At 40.9% G+C, this 17133-nt stretch carries 15 protein-coding genes; 5 read left to right on the plus strand and 10 right to left on the minus strand.

The window, feature by feature from the left end; all coding sequences use genetic code 11:
* Positions 1–2: 2 nt before the first annotated feature.
* The 3 genes from ilvN to flgH all read right to left on the minus strand — a co-directional run bounded on the left by ilvN (position 3) and on the right by flgH (position 3085).
* Positions 3–464: an acetolactate synthase small subunit gene (ilvN, locus tag LBC_RS05380; protein WP_221253274.1), complete on the minus strand. Its 462-nt coding sequence runs from the start codon at positions 462–464 to the stop codon at positions 3–5.
* Positions 461–2167: an acetolactate synthase large subunit gene (locus LBC_RS05385; protein ID WP_221253275.1), complete on the minus strand. Its 1707-nt coding sequence runs from the start codon at positions 2165–2167 to the stop codon at positions 461–463. The genes ilvN and LBC_RS05385 overlap by 4 nt, the downstream gene beginning before the upstream one ends.
* Before the next feature lie 198 nt (positions 2168–2365).
* Complete coding sequence (gene flgH, locus LBC_RS05390; protein ID WP_221253278.1) at positions 2366–3085, minus strand: flagellar basal body L-ring protein FlgH; 720 nt, start codon at positions 3083–3085, stop codon at positions 2366–2368.
* A gap of 78 nt (positions 3086–3163) precedes the next feature.
* Between flgH and pta the strand changes: the two genes are divergently transcribed.
* Complete coding sequence (pta, locus tag LBC_RS05395) at positions 3164–4528, plus strand: phosphate acetyltransferase (protein WP_221253279.1); 1365 nt, start codon at positions 3164–3166, stop codon at positions 4526–4528.
* 12 nt (positions 4529–4540) lie between these two features.
* Positions 4541–5743: an acetate kinase gene (locus LBC_RS05400; protein ID WP_221253281.1), complete on the plus strand. Its 1203-nt coding sequence runs from the start codon at positions 4541–4543 to the stop codon at positions 5741–5743.
* A 171-nt stretch (positions 5744–5914) separates the two neighbouring features.
* On the opposite strand, the gene LBC_RS05405 is transcribed toward LBC_RS05400, so the two are convergent.
* From LBC_RS05405 to LBC_RS05425, 5 genes are read right to left on the minus strand one after another with little or no spacing between them, the layout of a single operon-like run.
* A complete protein-coding gene (locus tag LBC_RS05405; RefSeq protein ID WP_221253282.1) occupies positions 5915–6583 on the minus strand; it encodes a hypothetical protein in 669 nt (222 codons plus the stop codon).
* Between the two features lie 27 nt (positions 6584–6610).
* Complete coding sequence (locus LBC_RS05410; protein WP_221253283.1) at positions 6611–7258, minus strand: TrkA family potassium uptake protein; 648 nt, start codon at positions 7256–7258, stop codon at positions 6611–6613.
* Positions 7255–8550, minus strand: a complete 1296-nt coding sequence (locus LBC_RS05415; protein WP_260173309.1) for a TrkH family potassium uptake protein — start codon at positions 8548–8550, stop codon at positions 7255–7257. Before LBC_RS05415 ends, LBC_RS05410 begins: the two co-directional genes overlap by 4 nt.
* A gap of 45 nt (positions 8551–8595) precedes the next feature.
* Entirely contained in the window at positions 8596–9981 is a 1386-nt protein-coding gene (locus tag LBC_RS05420; RefSeq protein WP_221253287.1) for an FAD-linked oxidase C-terminal domain-containing protein, read from the minus strand.
* A complete protein-coding gene (locus LBC_RS05425; RefSeq protein ID WP_260173311.1) occupies positions 9971–10693 on the minus strand; it encodes a plasminogen-binding N-terminal domain-containing protein in 723 nt (240 codons plus the stop codon). Before LBC_RS05425 ends, LBC_RS05420 begins: the two co-directional genes overlap by 11 nt.
* A gap of 115 nt (positions 10694–10808) precedes the next feature.
* Between LBC_RS05425 and LBC_RS05430 the strand changes: the two genes are divergently transcribed.
* From LBC_RS05430 to LBC_RS05440, 3 genes are read left to right on the plus strand one after another with little or no spacing between them, the layout of a single operon-like run.
* Positions 10809–11981: a peptidoglycan DD-metalloendopeptidase family protein gene (locus LBC_RS05430; RefSeq protein WP_260173314.1), complete on the plus strand. Its 1173-nt coding sequence runs from the start codon at positions 10809–10811 to the stop codon at positions 11979–11981.
* Positions 11978–13333, plus strand: a complete 1356-nt coding sequence (gene mgtE / locus LBC_RS05435) for a magnesium transporter (protein WP_221253289.1) — start codon at positions 11978–11980, stop codon at positions 13331–13333. The genes LBC_RS05430 and mgtE overlap by 4 nt, the downstream gene beginning before the upstream one ends.
* Complete coding sequence (locus LBC_RS05440; protein WP_221253292.1) at positions 13318–13911, plus strand: NUDIX hydrolase; 594 nt, start codon at positions 13318–13320, stop codon at positions 13909–13911. Before mgtE ends, LBC_RS05440 begins: the two co-directional genes overlap by 16 nt.
* 1307 nt (positions 13912–15218) lie before the next feature.
* Here the strand turns inward: LBC_RS05440 and LBC_RS05445 are convergent.
* Together LBC_RS05445 and thiH are read right to left on the minus strand one after the other, a co-directional pair.
* On the minus strand, positions 15219–15851 hold the full coding sequence (locus LBC_RS05445) for a thiamine phosphate synthase (protein ID WP_221253294.1): 633 nt from the start codon (positions 15849–15851) through the stop codon (positions 15219–15221).
* Between the two features lie 124 nt (positions 15852–15975).
* Positions 15976–17133: a 2-iminoacetate synthase ThiH gene (gene thiH / locus LBC_RS05450; protein ID WP_221253296.1), complete on the minus strand. Its 1158-nt coding sequence runs from the start codon at positions 17131–17133 to the stop codon at positions 15976–15978.

The raw sequence follows: 17133 nt of genomic DNA on the forward strand, positions 1-17133 counted from the left end.
CATCACATATCCATAATTACAGAACCACCACGGACTATATCTATGGGGTTAAATTTTTTCACAGTTTTTAAAAAGCTATCTATGCGGCTTGCGTCATCTACAACCATTACGACTATAAATTCATCGCTTGAGTTTGCAACACTACCATTATAGCCCTTAAGTATCGCATCAAGCCCTGCAAAATCCTCACTAAGAGGAATTTTTACAAGCGCCATTTCCTTTTCTACGAAGCTAGCATCCTCTATTACCTTATAAGTAGGTATAAGCTTATGAAGCTGCTTTACTATCTGCTCAAGCACGCGTTCATCGCCATTTGTAACTATACTAAGCCTAGAAAAATCACTCTCTGGTATGGGTGCGACTGTAAGGCTATCAATATTATACCCTCGCCCAGCAAAAAGCCCAGAAATACGAGCTAAAACTCCGTGCTCGTTTAAAACTATTACAGATATTAGCCTTCTCATCTTTTACCCTTGTCATCAAGTATCATATTATATATAGCAGCCCCTGCTGGCACCATAGGCAAGACATTTTCAAAGCGGTCAATAACGACGTCAATAATAGCTGGCTTTTTACTATCAAGCGCTTCTTTTAAGGCTTTTTTAAACTCATCCTTTGTTTTTACCCTATAGCCAACCCCGCCAAAGCTAGCAGCAAGCATAGCAAAATCAGGCTGCAGGCTTAAATCCGTACTAGAAAATCTATGCTCATAAAAAAACGTCTGCCATTGCCTAACCATACCTAAGAAGTTGTTATTTAGCACGATATTTATAACAGGTATATCATCAGCCATAGCCGTCATCATCTCCTGTATATTCATAAGTATCGAGCCATCTCCTGTAAAATTTATCACCGCATTTGCAGACTTTGCCACCTTTGCACCAAGTGCAGCAGGTAGACCATACCCCATAGTACCCTGCCCTCCACTTGTAAGAAACTGCCTAGGGCTATTAAATGGATAAAACTGCGCCACCCACATCTGATGCTGCCCTACATCTGTACTGATTATAGCCTCATCACCTACTATTTGGGCAGTTTGCTTTATCACCCACTGAGGCTTTAAAACCCCCTCGCTATCATCAAAGTCTAGCGGATAAAGAGCCTTAAATTTATCAAGCGTATCTCGCCAAGGCGCATATAGGCTAGGATCTATACCAGCATCGCTATTTAACTCGTCCATGATTTGATTTACCACAGTGGCTAAATCTCCGACAATAGGATAATCGGCGTTTATGATTTTAGAAATGGAACTAGGGTCTATATCCACATGAATTATCTTTGCGCCTTTGGCAAACTCAGCAGTATTGCCAGTGATACGGTCATCAAAGCGCGCACCAAGCGAAATAAGAAGATCACACTCGCTAATAGCCATATTTGCAGCGTAGCTTCCGTGCATGCCAGCCATGCCTAAATTTAAGCTATCATCATCTCTTAAAACGCCAAGCGCCATAAGTGTCTGCACGGCTGGAATTCCACTCATAGCTAGGAGTTTTCGCACAGGCTCAGCGGCATTTGAGGATATAGCACCGCCGCCTATATAAGCAAGTGGGCGTTTGGCTGATTTTATCGCCGCAACTGCCTTTTTAATCTGCTTAGAATTTCCTTTGTAAGTTGGCTTATAAGTAGGCATACTCACCTCGTTTGGATACTCAAAAAGCCCTATCTCAGCGGTTATGTCCTTTGGTATGTCTATATGCACAGGACCTGGGCGTCCAGTACGTGCGATATAAAACGCCTCCTTTATTATCCTAGGCAGCTCCTCTATGCTACGTACTAGATAGTTGTGCTTCACACAGGCGCGCGAAATGCCTACCGCATCTATCTCCTGAAAGGCATCAGTACCTATTAAGGCACGCCCCACTTGTCCGCTTATAAGCACCAAAGGCACGCTATCAGAATAAGCTGTCGCAAGCCCAGTAATTGCATTTGTAAAGCCTGGACCACTAGTGGTAAAGGCCACTCCGACGCGACCGCTCGCCCTAGCATACCCATCTGCTGCATGCACAGCTGCTTGCTCATGGCGAGTGAGTATATGACGAAAATGATCTTGCTTGTATGTCTCATCGTAGATATTTAACGCTGCGCCACCAGGGTAGCCAAACACGACCTCAACGCCCTCAAGTCGCAATGCCTCGCTAATCATCTGCGAGCCGTTTAACTCTTTCATATCGCTGCCTTTGGTTAAATTTTGATTGATATTATACGATTATTTAATTTAAACTTAGATGATTTTTTACCTTTTACGCAAGCTTTAGTTAGAGTTTTGAGTACAAAATGTTACTAACGGTTACAAGAAAGTGCTTACATTATAAATTTGTAAGCACTTCATAACCATAAAATATAAATTTAATCTAAAGCCTTAAGCTTAAAACGGCCAGATAGCCTCCATGAGCTTTGTGCCCCACGGTTTTCTAGTGGCTCTGTCTATGTCGCCCTCTGTTTTATAGCTAATCTTAGCATCGGCTATATATTTACTATCTATTTGATTATTTTGACTGATATCATACGGGCGGATAACTCCAGTAACTTGCATTATCTGCTTTTCGCCATTTATAAGTATTTCTTTATTTCCCTCGATGAAATAGTTACCATTTTCAAGAACCTTTATTATTCGCGCCGTAAGTGTGGTGGTAAACTTTTCAGTCCGAGAACTTGAGCCAGTACCGTTAAATTCATTTGAGTTACCAGCGCTAAAGTTTATGTTTGCATATTTGTTTAGCTGTTTTGCCACCGTACTAAGAGGAGCTGCTGCTGCGCCAAATACGCCAGCGCCTAAGCTTGTTGTACTATCTTTGCTTGTACTGTGGCTTCCACTTGAGGTTTGCGAGGCATTTTCAGAGATTAATATCGTTACTAAATCATTTACATTCATGGCCTTTCTATCGGCAAAAAGTGGGTTTTGTCCGCGCCCATAAAGGCTACCTGGATTTGGAATATTTGCATGCCTTTCTTTGCTTGGTAGCTGTTCTACATAAGCTGGCGGCTTCATATCTATATGCGGATCAGCCGAAGGTGTACATCCAGCCAAAGAAAGCCCCAAAAATGCAAAAAAAGTAAATTTAGTAAAATTTTTTTTAAAATTCATAACTAATTTATCCTAAAATTAAATTTATATGTGATAAAATTCAAAGCAATTTCAGTTCCATACATAAGGAGTTTTTCTGTGAAAAATCTGTATATTATATCAGATTTGAATTTAGAAGAGGCAAAATCGGCTTTAAATTCTAAATTCAAAAACGTAGGAGTGTATAAAGTCGAGCTAACAGACGTGGACAAAAAGCACTTAAAACAAGGTAAAGAAAAAGAGGTGATGACTAGGCTCATCGATGAATTTGACGCATTTTCAACTAAATTCGAAGCAACGATAGTGGTTGGGGTTGCTGGCTTTAGCGTATTTGAGCCGTTAACATTAAACTTAAAAATAGCAAAAAATTTAAACACCCCTATTTATGATAAAGATGCGGCTGATTTAAATATCATAAATAAAAACTCAAAACTTCTAATCTCAGCCGAGATTGATGAAATACTAAACACAACTCAGGAAATTCTAACCCCAGCTCGCTTTGAGAACATGCTTTTAAAACGCGCAATAGAGGCAAACTCGAGCGTAGTACTACCTGAAAGCGAAGACCCTAGGGTGATAAAAGCGGCTGCAATACTGCTAGAAAAGGGTATAAAAATAGTCCTGCTAGGCGAGCGTGTAGCGATAGATACTCTGGCAAATGAGCTTGGTGTAGATGTCAGCAAAGCAGAAATTATAAATCCGCTAACAAGCGAACATACAGCTAAATTTGGCGAGAAAATTTATGAGCTAAGAAAGCACAAAGGCATGGAGCTAGACAAGGCTTTAGCTCTGGCTAAAGATCGCACATACTTTGCCACCATGCTAGTTCAAGAAGGATTAGTAGGAGCCATGGTAAGCGGGGCAAACACCACAACGGCTGACACGATTCGCCCAGCACTTCAAATCATAAAAACCGATCCAAAAAGCCCATTAGTATCTGGAATGTTCTTTATGGCGCTTGAGGAGGAGGTGCTAATCTACGCAGACTGTGCTATCACGCCAAATCCAGACCCAGATGCGCTAGCTGGCATAGCAATTAGCAGCTACAATACAGCAAAATCATTTGGCATAAATCCTCGCGTAGCCATGCTAAGCTACTCTACTGGCGAAAGCGGCACAGGCGCTAGCGTAGACGCAGTAAAAGCAGCAGCCGCAAAGGTACGAGAGCTAGCCCCTGATATGGCACTAGCTGCGCCTATTCAGTATGACGCAGCCGTCGATATGGCCGTAGCTAGTAAAAAAATGCCAAACGACCCAGTCGCAGGCAAGGCAAATGTATTTATATTCCCGGATCTAAACTGTGGCAATATCACATATAAAGCCGTCCAGCGTAGCGCAAATGCCCTAGCCATAGGTCCGATTTTGCAAGGCTTACGTAAGCCAGTAAATGATCTAAGCCGTGGCGCACTCGTGGAGGATATAGTAAATACAGTAATAATAAGCGCAATTCAAGCAAAACAGTAAGGAGATAAATTTATGAAAATATTAGTTTTAAACTCAGGCTCTAGCTCTATTAAATTTCAGCTATTTTTAATGGATAAAAATGAGAGCATAGCTAGCGGTCTAGTAGAAAAAATTGGTGAAAAAGAGAGCTATGCTGTACTAAAAGCAAATGGACAAAAGTATGAGCGAAACCAGCCTATCGCAAACCACCAACAAGGGCTTGAGATAGTAAGCGAGCTAATGAAAGAAGCAGGCGTACTACATGATCTAAGTGAACTTGACGGCATCGGACACCGCGTCGTACACGGTGGCGAGACGTTTAAAGATGCAGCCTTAGTAGATAGCACCGTAACAAAAGAGATAGAGGATCTAATAAGCCTAGCTCCACTACACAATCCAGCCAACCTAGACGGCATACTAACTGCCATAAAAAGCACAGAGGGCAAGGTGCCAAATGTAGTCGTTTTTGATACTGTATTTCATCAAAGCATGCCAGAATATGCATATCGCTACGCCATACCACTAGATACGGCTAAAAAATATGGCGTGAGAAAATATGGCTTTCATGGTACTTCACACAAATACATCACAGAAAGAGCAGCTAAATTCATAGGTAAGCCTTTAAATGAATTTAACGCAATCACCCTACACCTAGGTAACGGCGCGTCCATGTCTGCTATAAAAGGTGGCAAAAGCATAGATACCACCATGGGGCTAAGTCCGCTTGAGGGTCTAGTAATGGGCACAAGAAGTGGCGACATAGATCCAGCTGTGCTATTTTATCTAGTAAGACAAGGCGAGCTAAAAGCAGACATAAACGAGCTTGATACATTCTTAAACAAAAAAAGCGGTATGCTAGGAATTTATGGCTCAAATGATATGCGTGATGTGGAAAACAATATGGACAAAGACGCAAATGCAAAGCTTGCGTTTGATATGTTCTGTTATCGCATTAAAAAATATCTAGGCTCATACTATGCAGTCCTTGGCGGCAACGTAGACGCTATCATATTTACAGGTGGTATCGGTGAGAACTCAAACTTAGTGCGTGCTGGCGTAACAGACGGACTTGAGCTGCTTGGCATAGGCATAGACCACAAAGAAAACGACGACTTTAGCAAGCGTGGCACAGAGCGTAGCATAAGCAAGGCTGGAATGCGCGTAAATACGCTAATCATACCTACAAACGAAGAGCTAGAAATCGCTCTAGAGACAAAGCGCCTAATCTCAAAATAAGGCGATTTTGAAGCGAGATTATGCTCGCTTCAAGCCTTTATAAATTTATTTAGGTTTAAATTTTTAAAAGCCCTAGGTAGTGCAAATTTAATGCATACCATAATCTGCAATTGCGTAAAAAACGCATTTAATTTAAGTGCCACCACAAAACATAAAATAAAGACAAGTTTCCTAAGCCAGCTTATCCACTCTACCCTCTGCCACTTTTTTTAAGATTTCAAAGACGTTTTTGCCACTGTTAAACTCACGTGCGATAAGGGCGTAAAACTGCCGATACTCGCTACTTGCTTCATCTTTGTAAGTCTTTGTTTTACTCACTGCTTGGATAGGTTTAAATTTAGCATTTTTAATGTGCTCTACTTTCTCATCTGCTCTTTTTTCCTGAGCTAGTAGTCCATTTTTTAGCTCTGCTTTTATCTTTTCTTGATTTTTACTCCAAAGCTTTTTAAACTCATCAATGCTTATATCAGCCCTATCAAGCAAAGCAAAAGAGTCTTTATTCACAACTGGCTTTGGCAAATCAGCAAAGCTTTGAGATAGCATAAAACTTGAGAGTTCATTTATCTGTGCTTTGCTAAAGCTCTCATCAAGCCCCATAAGCTTGCCAGCTATGGTTATTTTACCATTTGCGTCTATGCCAGACCCTGGTACGCCATTTAGACTTATATTTAAAAGATTTGAGCTTTTTAACTCTTGTCTGGTTTGCGCCTGTAGGTCTTTTAGACTTTTTTCGCTAAGGTTACCCTTTTTCTCAAGGGCTTCTTTAGCGTCGTGATGTCTTGTAGCAATACTGGCAAATTTTAAAAGATTGCTCGTGTTTACAGCTGATATTTGGCTCATTTGTTTGCCACAAAATCTAGCAAAACCCTAATAATATTGCGCTATAAATTCATTTATAGCGTCTTCGGTACCCACCATAACCAAAGTATCGCCACTTGTCAAAGCCACGCTAAAATCTAGCTGCATATTCCAGTGTTCGTGCTTATGAGCGACGATTTTTGCGTCTTTTAGCTTTTTATCAAGTTCACCAAGGCTTACGCCATTTAGCTCACCGCCTATAACAAAGCGTGCGGATTTTATGGTGTTTGTGATATCTATTATCTCAAAGGCTGGATTTTGCAAAAAGTCCCCCACAAGCCTCTTTGCGCTGTCTCTTTCTGGGTATATGACGCGGTTTGCGCCGATTTTGCTTAAAATTTTACCGTGTATTATGTTATAAGCTTTTGCAATTACCATAGGTACGCCAGCTTCCTTAAGCGCCATAACTGTAAGAATGCTAGCCTCGACGTTTTCGCCAATACTTACGACTGCTACGTCAGCGTCGCTTATGCCGCTTTCTTTAAGCGCTGTTATATCAGAGCCATCTAGTTTAAAGACATTCTCGCACACGCTTTTAAATTCTTTTACTGCCTCATATGATTTATCAACCGCTATTACGTTTATGTTGTGATCCATTAGTCCTTTAGCCACATATGAGCCAAATTTACCAAGCCCTATAACAGCGTAAGTTTTCATAAATTTACCTCCTCAGTAGGATATTCTATTTTGCTTTTTTTGTTTTTGCCAAGCAGCATAAAGCTAAATGCAAGCACGCCAATACGTCCCATAAACATAAGCACAACGATATAAAGCTTGCCAAAGGTATCAAAATCGCCCACCAAAGATGAGCTACCATCGCTACTGCCTAGGCTCATACCAGTAGTGCTAAAAGCCGAGCTAACCTCAAATAAAATGGGTAGGAATTTTTCATTATTTTTATCCTCAAGAGTTCCTATAACCATCACAGAAACAACAACATAGATCATAGAAGCAACAAAAATCACAAAAGCTTTTCGTATCGTTTCTGACGGGACTTTGCGCTTAAAAATTACTGGGTCTCTATCCTTAAGTACGCTATATGTAAAGAGCAAAAGCACCGCTAGAGTAGTTACTTTCATGCCTCCACCAGTACCACCAGGGGCTGCACCTATAATCATCATAAGGGTTGAGAAAAATATAGTCTGATCGTGAAGCTGACTAACATCTATGCTATTAAAGCCTGAGGTGCGTAAATTTACAGTCAAAAAGAAAAACGATAAAAGCTTCTCATATACATCAAATCCAGCAAACGCCTCATCATGATGAAACTCAAGAATAGTGATAACAAAAAAACTACCCAAAAACAAAACCGCACTCATAATAAGGACTATGCGAGTATGGATAGAAAGGCGCTTTTGCTGCTTTTTGTAAAAGGCGTAGCACTCGCTAAGCACCAAATATCCAAGCCCACCAAGTATGACAAGCGATGATATGGTGAGTTTTAGGATTAGATTATCATGATAGCTCATAAAGCTATTTTCAAATATCGAAAATCCTGCATTATTAAAAGCCGAAATAGAGTGAAAGACCCCAGCCCAAAGTGCGTCATAAAATGGCATATCAAGCATAAAAACCAAAGTAAGCACCACTGCACCAGCTAGCTCAATGACTATAATAACACTAAAAATCTTTTTTATAAATTTAATAATACCACGAAAGTTTGGATAGACTAGATCCTCTTTTAGCATGCTGCGCTCGCCAAAATCGAGCTTTTTGCCGATTATTAAAAAAATAAGGCTAGCCATAGACATATAACCAAAACCACCGATTTGAACAAGCAGCAGTATCACGGCTTGTCCGTATATGGTGTAGTCATTTGCGACATTTAGCGTAGTAAGCCCAGTAATAGAAATAGCCGAAGCCGCGGTAAAAATTTGATCTATAAACGGTATATGCCTAGTGCGCATTATGTCTATTTCAAGTATACTAGCTCCAACAAGAGCAAACACAACATAACCTACAAATAGGTATCTAAATACCTTCGTTTCCATCTCTTAAAGCCCCATCTTATCGGGGTTTAGTATGCCGTTTGGATCAAATGCGCTCTTTATACGGCGAAAAAGCTGCATCTCTGCTTTGCTAAATGCAAGTGGCATAAAGGCTGCCTTTGATATACCTATGCCATGCTCGCCGCTTAAAGTACCCCCAAGCGAGATTGCTAGCTTAAAAATCTCCGTTATAGCCTCATGTCCTTTTTCTACCTGAGCCTTGTCGTTTTTATCTGGCACCATTACATTTACATGTACGTTTCCGTCTCCAGTATGCCCAAAACAAGGCACCTTAAAGCCAAATTCCTTTGAAATTTTATCTATCCCACTAAGTAGATGAGGAAGCGCCGAGCGCGGCACGGTAACATCCTCGTTTAGCTTTAAACTTCCGTAGCAAGTAATCGCCTGAGAGCAATTTCTCCTAGCAAACCAAATATCAGCCGCTTGCGCCTCATCTTTTGCTATTAAAAATTCGCTAGCTCCATTTTGATTAAAACATTCCCTAATAATATTAAGCTCATAATCAAGCACGTTTTCTACATTTGCGTCAACATCTGTTATTAAAATAGCGCCAGCATCACGAGGCAAGCCTTTGTTAAATTTATCCTCGACCGCATTTATACAAAGTGCGTCTAAAAACTCCATAGCAACAGGGGTTACACCACTAGCTAAGGTTTTATAAACTGCGTTCATAGCGGCATTTACACTGGGAAAAACCCCATACGCAGTACGCCTAAACTTTGGCTTTGGAATTAGCTTTAAAGTAATTTCAGTAATAACTGCTAGTGCACCCTCGCTAGCAACTAATATGCCAGCTATGTTAAAGCCAGCAACGTCTTTTATGGTGCGCTTACCAGCCCTTATTATTTCGCCATTTGGCAATACAGCACGAAGCGCCATTACGTAATCTTTTGTAATGCCATATTTTGCCGCACGCATTCCGCCTGCATTTTCAGCCACGTTACCCCCAAGCGTACTATACTCCTGGCTAGCTGGGTCTGGAGGATAAAAAAGCCCCACCTCAGCCACCGCACGCTGAAGCTGCATGTTTATCACCCCAGGCTGGACTACTGCGACTAGATTTTTAGTATCAATTTCTAGGATTTTATTCATATGCCGCTCAAGGGCGAGTATCAGCCCTCCACCAGCTGCTAAAGCCCCTCCAGTAAAGCCGCTCCCTGCGCCACGTGGTACTACTTTTATGCGCTTTTGGTTACAGTAGCTTAAGATTTTACTAATATCGCTCTCATCTTTTGGAAAAAGCACCCCATCAGGCAAACATCTAGCCTTTGTAGCGTCGTAGCAGTAGGCATTTAGGTGTGCCGCGTCAAAGTAAGCACCCTCATCGCCTAATAAATTTTTAAAAAATTTAATATCGTCGTTAGTTATCATTTTGTTCTAATAGGTAGTCATAATAAGCGTCGTAGTTATTTATATGCTCCGCATCAAGCTTCCAAAATACAGTATCTATGTCCCTTACCCTAGTATAAAATGGAAGCTGATAATACTCCACCTCTCCTGTTTTAAATTCTTTTAAAATTTTAAAACTCTGACAATCAGCAAACACGCCCCTACCGTCAAGCCCTATAAATATAAGCCCAGCACCGCTTGCAGCGCACATCTTTCTAAAATCATCCCTGCTAGGATTTGGCTTATATTCATAGCTCAGATATGCTCCAACAATGTCTGGATGGATAAATGTCATCCTAGGGAAGGCTTTTACGACTTCTTCATATATGTCTTTATTTGGCACAACTATAAGCGAGCGATCATAAAGGTAGTTTAAAAGCACTATATCGCCCACCTTTGGGGCTACGCCAGGTAGAGGGAATGCGCGCTGAGCTAGCATATCAAATACCTCAAACCTAACAGTAGCATTTACACCGTCTTTTGCTATGACGCTAGCCCTAGCTATAATAGACTCATCAGCGCCAAAGGCATGCACTACGACCCCACTGCTTCCTATTATAATATCTTTACTATCTTTTATAGTAGCGGTAGCCCCATCAATCCCATCTATCTGTGCTGCATATTCGCTCATGCTAAAGCTAGCTCCATGCGCACTCGCAAAAGATAGAAAAATGGCAAATAATATCCTTTTCAAAACAACTCCTAGAAAAGTTTTTCGCAGATTATAGCTATTCCTTGCTTTTTTTTCAAATTTTCTAAGCAAATTTATTATAAAATCTGAAAATTATTTTTATTTTAAGGAATACCAAATGAGATTTGCCGCGCTTTTATTATTACTATGCCTAAAAGTGTTTGCTATCTCCCCCACAGTCTCAGAAATGAGCTGGGAAAACGGTGTTTCGTTCTTGCGTTTTTTAGAGAAAAATAAAATTCCACTATCACTTTTTTACTCACTTTCAGCAGAGGACAAAGAGTCAGTTGCAGACATAACAGCTGGTACTAGATATGACATACTAAGAGCTGATGACGGTTCCGCAGAGCAAATACTAATCCCTATCACAGATGAGCTTCAAGCACATATATATAAATGGGAAAATGGCGAGTATAAGATAGACTTCATACCTATTATATACGAGACAAAAGATCAAATTCTAAACCTAAAGCTAGACCGCACCGTATCTCAAGACATCTACGACTATACAGGCTCAGGGCAGCTTGCCGCGGCTTTTAATAGAGCTTTTAGAGGGCAAGGCGTAGACTTTAGAAAGGTAAATAAAGGCGACAGGATAATCATAAGCTATTCGCAAAAGTTTCGTCTAGGGCGAGCTTTTGGCACGCCTAGTATAAATTTTGCCATGCTAAAGACAAAATCAAAAACATACACAGCATACTATTTTAATGACAAATTCTACGATAGAGACGGAAAAGAGCAGGAGAAGTTTCTCCTCATAAGACCCCTTGGCAATGCCCCTATTACAAGCCCATTTTCGCTAAAGCGCTACCATCCTGTACTTAAGCGTTACAGAGCACACCTAGGCGTAGACTACGGAGCACCTCGAGGCACGCCTATAAAAGCGGCAGGGGATGGCACGATAAAATTTGTCGGAGTAAAAAATGGCTACGGAAAGACGATAATCATAAAGCACGCTGGAGATTATGAAACCCTATATGCTCATTTAAACAACTTCGCAAAAGGGATAAAATCTGGACAAAAAGTAAAACAAGGCAAGGTAGTAGGATATGTAGGCTCTAGCGGTATAGCCACTGGGCCACACCTACACCTTGGGCTTTATCTAAATAAAAAGCCGATAAATCCAGAAAGCGTGTTAAAGGTAGTAAAAAGCAAGCTTGATAAGGCTAGATCTGATAAATTTAAAGCCATCGTGGCAAAAAGCGATAGAGTGCTAAACGAAACACTTCAAAGCGCTCCACTTAGCACAAAAATTTCAAATGCATCTGATATAGTAGAGTATCATCAATGAATGAAGAGCTAGTAAACGGCGCCAAAGAGCAGCTTGACGCCCATCTCGCTGGAGATGAGATAAGCGCCTATGACCTCACTCAGCACCTAAAAACACTTAAAAAAACCGACGATGAAGCATACCTAGACTACCTAGAAAAACTAGACCCTCAAAGCCTGGGCGACGCAGCCATTGAGATGCCTGATTATATGCTAAAAGACGTCATCGAGACCGTTCCGCATGAAAAAATGCTAGAAGCCCTTGAGGAGCTAGAAAGCGATGACGCCACAGACTTACTTCAATACATCGAGGATATAGACGAGGATAAGGCAAAGGAGCTATTTGACGGACTTGATAAAGAGGATCAAGACGAAATATTAAGGCTTCGTAGCTATGATGATTACGAGGCTGGAGCTTATATGCAGACAGAGGTTTTCTCCGCGCGACTTGATGAGCGGCTTCAGACTGCGGTTGAGCGACTTAGACGGCTAAAATCAGAAGGTGAACTAGAAAACGTCTCGCAGCTTTTTTTGGTTGATGCATGTGGAGTGCTTCAGTATGCAGTGCCGCTTGAGGATCTTATACTGTTTGATTTTAGCATGTTTTTAGGGGATATTATCCTAAGAAGCGGAGACAAATATCGTGCTACAAGCGCACTTGATAGCGATGATATCAGTGTCGTTGTCGGACTTGTGGAGGATTTTGACCTCACATCTATAGGCGTAACTGATAGTAAAGGTGTGCTACTAGGACGTATCACAACAGACGATATACACGATATCATTCAAGAACGAGCCACCGAGCAGCTTTATAACCTAGCTGGCGTAAACGACGAGGCCGAGGAGGAAGAGAGTCTGGCAAGTGCTGGTAAGGCGAGGGCGATATGGCTTGGGATAAATTTATGCACAGCTATTATAAGCTCGCTTATAATAGGGCTTTTTGACGCGACGATTGCCTCATATGTCGCACTTGCCGTACTCATGCCTATCGTGGCATCCATGGGGGGAAATGCTGGCACGCAATCGCTTACCGTTACAGTGCGGCGCCTTGCACTTGGTGAGATAGAATTTAAAGACGCAAAGGACGTAGTAAGGCGCGAAGTACTGCTATCGCTTAGTAACGGAGTATTATTTGGCGTAATAGCTGGCGTGATAGCATGGGCGTGGTTTGACCGTCCGATGCTAGGTGCGGTTATTACAAGCAGTATGATTATAAATTTATTCAGTGCTGGCTTTTTTGGCACGGTTATACCGCTTGGGCTAAAGAAATTTAACATAGACCCAGCCGTTGGATCGTCCGTCATTCTTACGACCTTTACAGATTGTATAGGATTTTTTAGCTTTTTAGGACTTGCAAAGTGGATATTACTATAACTGGCAAAGAACCGCTAATCAATCCTAAATTTATCCGCCCATACAGGCTTAATTTTATACAAAACGGCAAGCCTCGCACATGGGAATGTATAAGTGCTATGCCCTCCGTATCTGCACTTTTATACCATAAAAGCAAGGATAGCTTTGTCTTTGTAAGACAGTTTCGCCCAGCAGTTTGGCACGCTACGGCTGACGATAGTGCTATTAGCAAGGATGAGCGCGGCTACACGTATGAACTTTGTGCAGGGCTGCTTGATAAGGGGCTAAGCGAAGAACAAACCATAATCGAGGAAATAGCCGAGGAGACTGGCTACGCAGTATCTTCGCTAATACGCATTACTCGCACTAGAAGTGGCTTTGGCTTTAGCGGCAACGCACAGACTATGTTTTATGCCCAGATTGATGATGATATGCTAATAGGCGAAGGCGGCGGCGTGGAGGATGAGTACATAGAGCTTTTTTACCTGCCTAGGACTATGGCGCATGAGTTTATATTTGATGAGCGATACGTCAAGGGGTTTGGGCTTGGCTTTGCGCTATTTTGGTGGAAGGATAAATTTAATCTAGCGCTTAAATAAGCTTAAAATCACCCCCTCCTCCCTAACGCAGAATAGTTTTATCCAAAGCAAAAATAAAGATAAATTTACACTCCATGATAGTGCGAATTTAAAGGCTTCTTTAAGCTTAAACTCAAGCCCTATATTGTGCATGAGTAGCTTATTAATCGCGATATGCTAGCCTAGCAAAGTAACCTAAATGCTAAAAGCCAAAAGCTTTGGCGAACTCAAAAAATTTAAGGTATCACAATATTTTCTAATTAAGCAAAAAGAATTTAAAAATATGATAACTTACCCTTATAAGCCAAAAAATGTCACAGACCTAGGAAAACTTTCTACAAACAACACAAAGACTATTTACTCAAGAGTCATGGACCTAAAAATAAACATAAATAATTTTATTAAGTTTTATACAATTAAAGTTTCAGGCTAAAAATTTAGCTCATTTTTTAGCCTCTTAAAAGTTTTAAACATCAAGCGATTAAAAGCATTAAAATACCGTTTAAATGCGAATAGTCCTCAACTCCATACCATACCACCACTATCTTACATTTTTAAAAATTTAAATTTATAACATCTTTTTAAATAAGCCTTGCTTTCTATGTCACTTTGTAGCACAAACTCGCACAGTCTAGACAAAGCCTAGCAAAAATGGACGCTAGCAAAACATCAAGCCGTAAAAAGTAGTCGGTTTACTAGGTTTTGCTAAGAGTGTTTTTAGGCTTACACTAAAGCTTTGCGAATGGCTAAAATCATGCCGCTACTGCATAAGTAATGGCGAATACTAAAAGCCAGTGGCTCAAATTAGGAGCGTTAGGCTTGTAAAGTGGCTTAAATTTGTGATTAAAAATAATATCCATACTTTAAAAATAAGCACTCTACAAACCAAATGTGCAAATTTTAAAAATATCCACGTCTTAATCCAGGGAAAATAGCATTACAAAGATAAAGCCTTAATTTTACCAAATATGCGTAAGAATTTAAATTAAAGGCTCTTTTAAACAATAGTGTTATTTTACAAAATTGCAAAAGTAAGCTACCCACGTATGTGAGTAACTTAGCCCCGATTTTATAGTGTACAAAAGCCACTCAGCCAAAAATCGTGCAACCACCTGTTAGCAGTTATGTCTTACACACTACCGCCACAAGAGTTTGGGCGATTCTGAAGGAATTAGGATAATAACTACTAAGTAGGGCGTGCCTTATTAAGTTAGTAGGCAAGCATATCGCTTTACTATGTAAGCAGTAATGTTTTGATTTTATTGTGGCTTAAAATTTGTAAATAAAATAATGCTATTTTAAAAGAGCCCAATTAAAATAGTCAAGCCCTATTTATACAGCCTAGCAAAGCCCTCTGGGTCTTTAGTCTGCATAGGCTCGCTTAGTAAAGCAACCCCACAAGCACCACTTTTTATGCAAAGGGGCGCATTTTGAGGATTTATCCCACCTAGAGCGATTATTTTTACGCCGCCAAACTCATTAAAAATCTGCCCTATTAAACTAACGCCAGCTGGCTTAGCATTTGGCTTGCAGCTAGCGCCAAATATAGGCGATACAACGAGCAAAGAAGCTCCGAGGCTAAGCGCCGCCATAGCCTCTAAAAGGCTATGCGCTGGAGCATAAAAACCGCTTTTAATACCACATTTTAGATCACGAAAAGCACTAAAATCACCGTAGCAAAGCCCAAGACTATCAAGCCTATCCCTAATCCACTCCCCACTAGCCCAAAAATCGAGGTTTAAATTTATAGCAACCTCATAAAAGTGATTTATCACAAGTCTTGTTTTGCTACTTTGGCACAGTTTTTTAAGCCTAAGTGCCAAAGTAAAATACTCATCCTCGCTTAGCCATTTAGCGCGCAGTACAATAGCATCAACGCCTCCTTTGCAAAGCCTTTGCACTCTATCCTCAAAATCTCCAACGCAAATATCAGGCGAAGCAATAGCATAAACTAAGCTCAAATTTATACTCCAAATTTAAAGTTTTACAAATTTAAAGCTAGTATAAAAAGCCGATAAATTCATATTTTTAGTAAAATTTTATGTATTATTTTATGAAAAATTATAACTAAAATTAATCATAAATTTATACATACACATACTCACTCATCAATGGCATTAGTCCAGCAGATCTAATAGCCGCGCAAACCTCAGCCACGCTTCTAGTATCATCTATCTCAAACTGTCCATCGCCCTGCTTTTCTTGCTCGCTATGCTCTCCCACAGCCACGCTTACACCTGCACTCATTTTATTTGCTACAAGCCCTATGACATTATCTCTAAAATGCGCACGCTCTCTAGTTGATATGGTAATACTTGAAAGCGGCATCAAAAGCCTATAGGCCATAACAGCCTGCAGTAACTCGCGCTCGCTCACGCCAAGGCGTGCTAGCTTGGCATTGCCTAATATAGGGCGTAGTCTAGGGCAGGAAAAGCCTATCTCTGCGTGGGGGTATTTTTGCTGGATTAAATAAGCATGAACCCCAGTGGCATAGGCATCCTTACGCCAGTTATCAATACCCAAAAGCGCAGCAAAGCTAACCCCGCGCATGCCACCTAATATCGCTCGCTCTTGTGCTGCAAAGCGGTAGGGGAAAATACGCTTATTACCAGCTAGGTGAAGGCGCTCGTATTTGTCGGTACTATAAGTCTCTTGATACACGCTGACAAAGTCCGCCCCAGCCTCTTTAAGCTTCGCATATCCATCCACATTTAACGGATAAATTTCAACTCCCACGACTTTAAATTTTTCACGAGCTAATCGCACAGCATTTGCGATATATTCGACACTCGTGTGATTTGGAGCTTCGCCAGTTAGTAGCAATATCTCCTGTAAACCAGTAGCAGATATCACCTCAAGCTCTGAACGTATCGCCTCATCGCTAAGCTGATGGCGACGTATGTTATTATGCTCGCTAAAGCCACAATAAACGCAGTGATTTTCACAAAAATTTGAAATGTAAAGCGGCGTAAAAAGGGTGATATTTTCTCCAAAGGCACTTCTTGTTAGCCTTTTTGAAGTAGCAGCAATCTGCTCTAAAAACTCATCAGCAGCAGGGCTTAGCAACGCTCCAAAATCAGCTAAGCTACGATACGGCTTTTTAAGCGCTAAAACCACATCATCGGCACTATATGAGTCTGGGTCGTACTTATCGCGCGCAGCTAAAACCTCGTCCATCATCTGCGTACCCACATCCTGCTGCCCAGCCAAAAAGCTCATATGGTCAGTTCGTTTAAACTTCAT

The sequence above is a fragment of the Campylobacter sp. 19-13652 genome, assembly GCF_019702925.1.
GTDB lineage: Bacteria > Campylobacterota > Campylobacteria > Campylobacterales > Campylobacteraceae > Campylobacter_A.

Excerpts from the sequence above, each read along its gene's own strand:
- LBC_RS05430 (WP_260173314.1), top strand. The coding sequence starts at position 10,809 with ATGAGATTTGCCGCGCTTTTATTATTACTATGCCTAAAAGTGTTTGCT.
- flgH (WP_221253278.1), bottom strand. The coding sequence starts at position 3,085 with ATGAATTTTAAAAAAAATTTTACTAAATTTACTTTTTTTGCATTTTTG.
- LBC_RS05420 (WP_221253287.1), bottom strand. The coding sequence starts at position 9,981 with ATGATAACTAACGACGATATTAAATTTTTTAAAAATTTATTAGGCGAT.
- ilvN (WP_221253274.1), bottom strand. The coding sequence starts at position 464 with ATGAGAAGGCTAATATCTGTAATAGTTTTAAACGAGCACGGAGTTTTA.
- LBC_RS05410 (WP_221253283.1), bottom strand. The coding sequence starts at position 7,258 with ATGAAAACTTACGCTGTTATAGGGCTTGGTAAATTTGGCTCATATGTG.
- mgtE (WP_221253289.1), top strand. The coding sequence starts at position 11,978 with ATGAATGAAGAGCTAGTAAACGGCGCCAAAGAGCAGCTTGACGCCCAT.
- LBC_RS05385 (WP_221253275.1), bottom strand. The coding sequence starts at position 2,167 with ATGAAAGAGTTAAACGGCTCGCAGATGATTAGCGAGGCATTGCGACTT.
- thiH (WP_221253296.1), bottom strand. The coding sequence starts at position 17,133 with ATGAAGTTTAAACGAACTGACCATATGAGCTTTTTGGCTGGGCAGCAG.
- LBC_RS05400 (WP_221253281.1), top strand. The coding sequence starts at position 4,541 with ATGAAAATATTAGTTTTAAACTCAGGCTCTAGCTCTATTAAATTTCAG.
- LBC_RS05405 (WP_221253282.1), bottom strand. The coding sequence starts at position 6,583 with ATGAGCCAAATATCAGCTGTAAACACGAGCAATCTTTTAAAATTTGCC.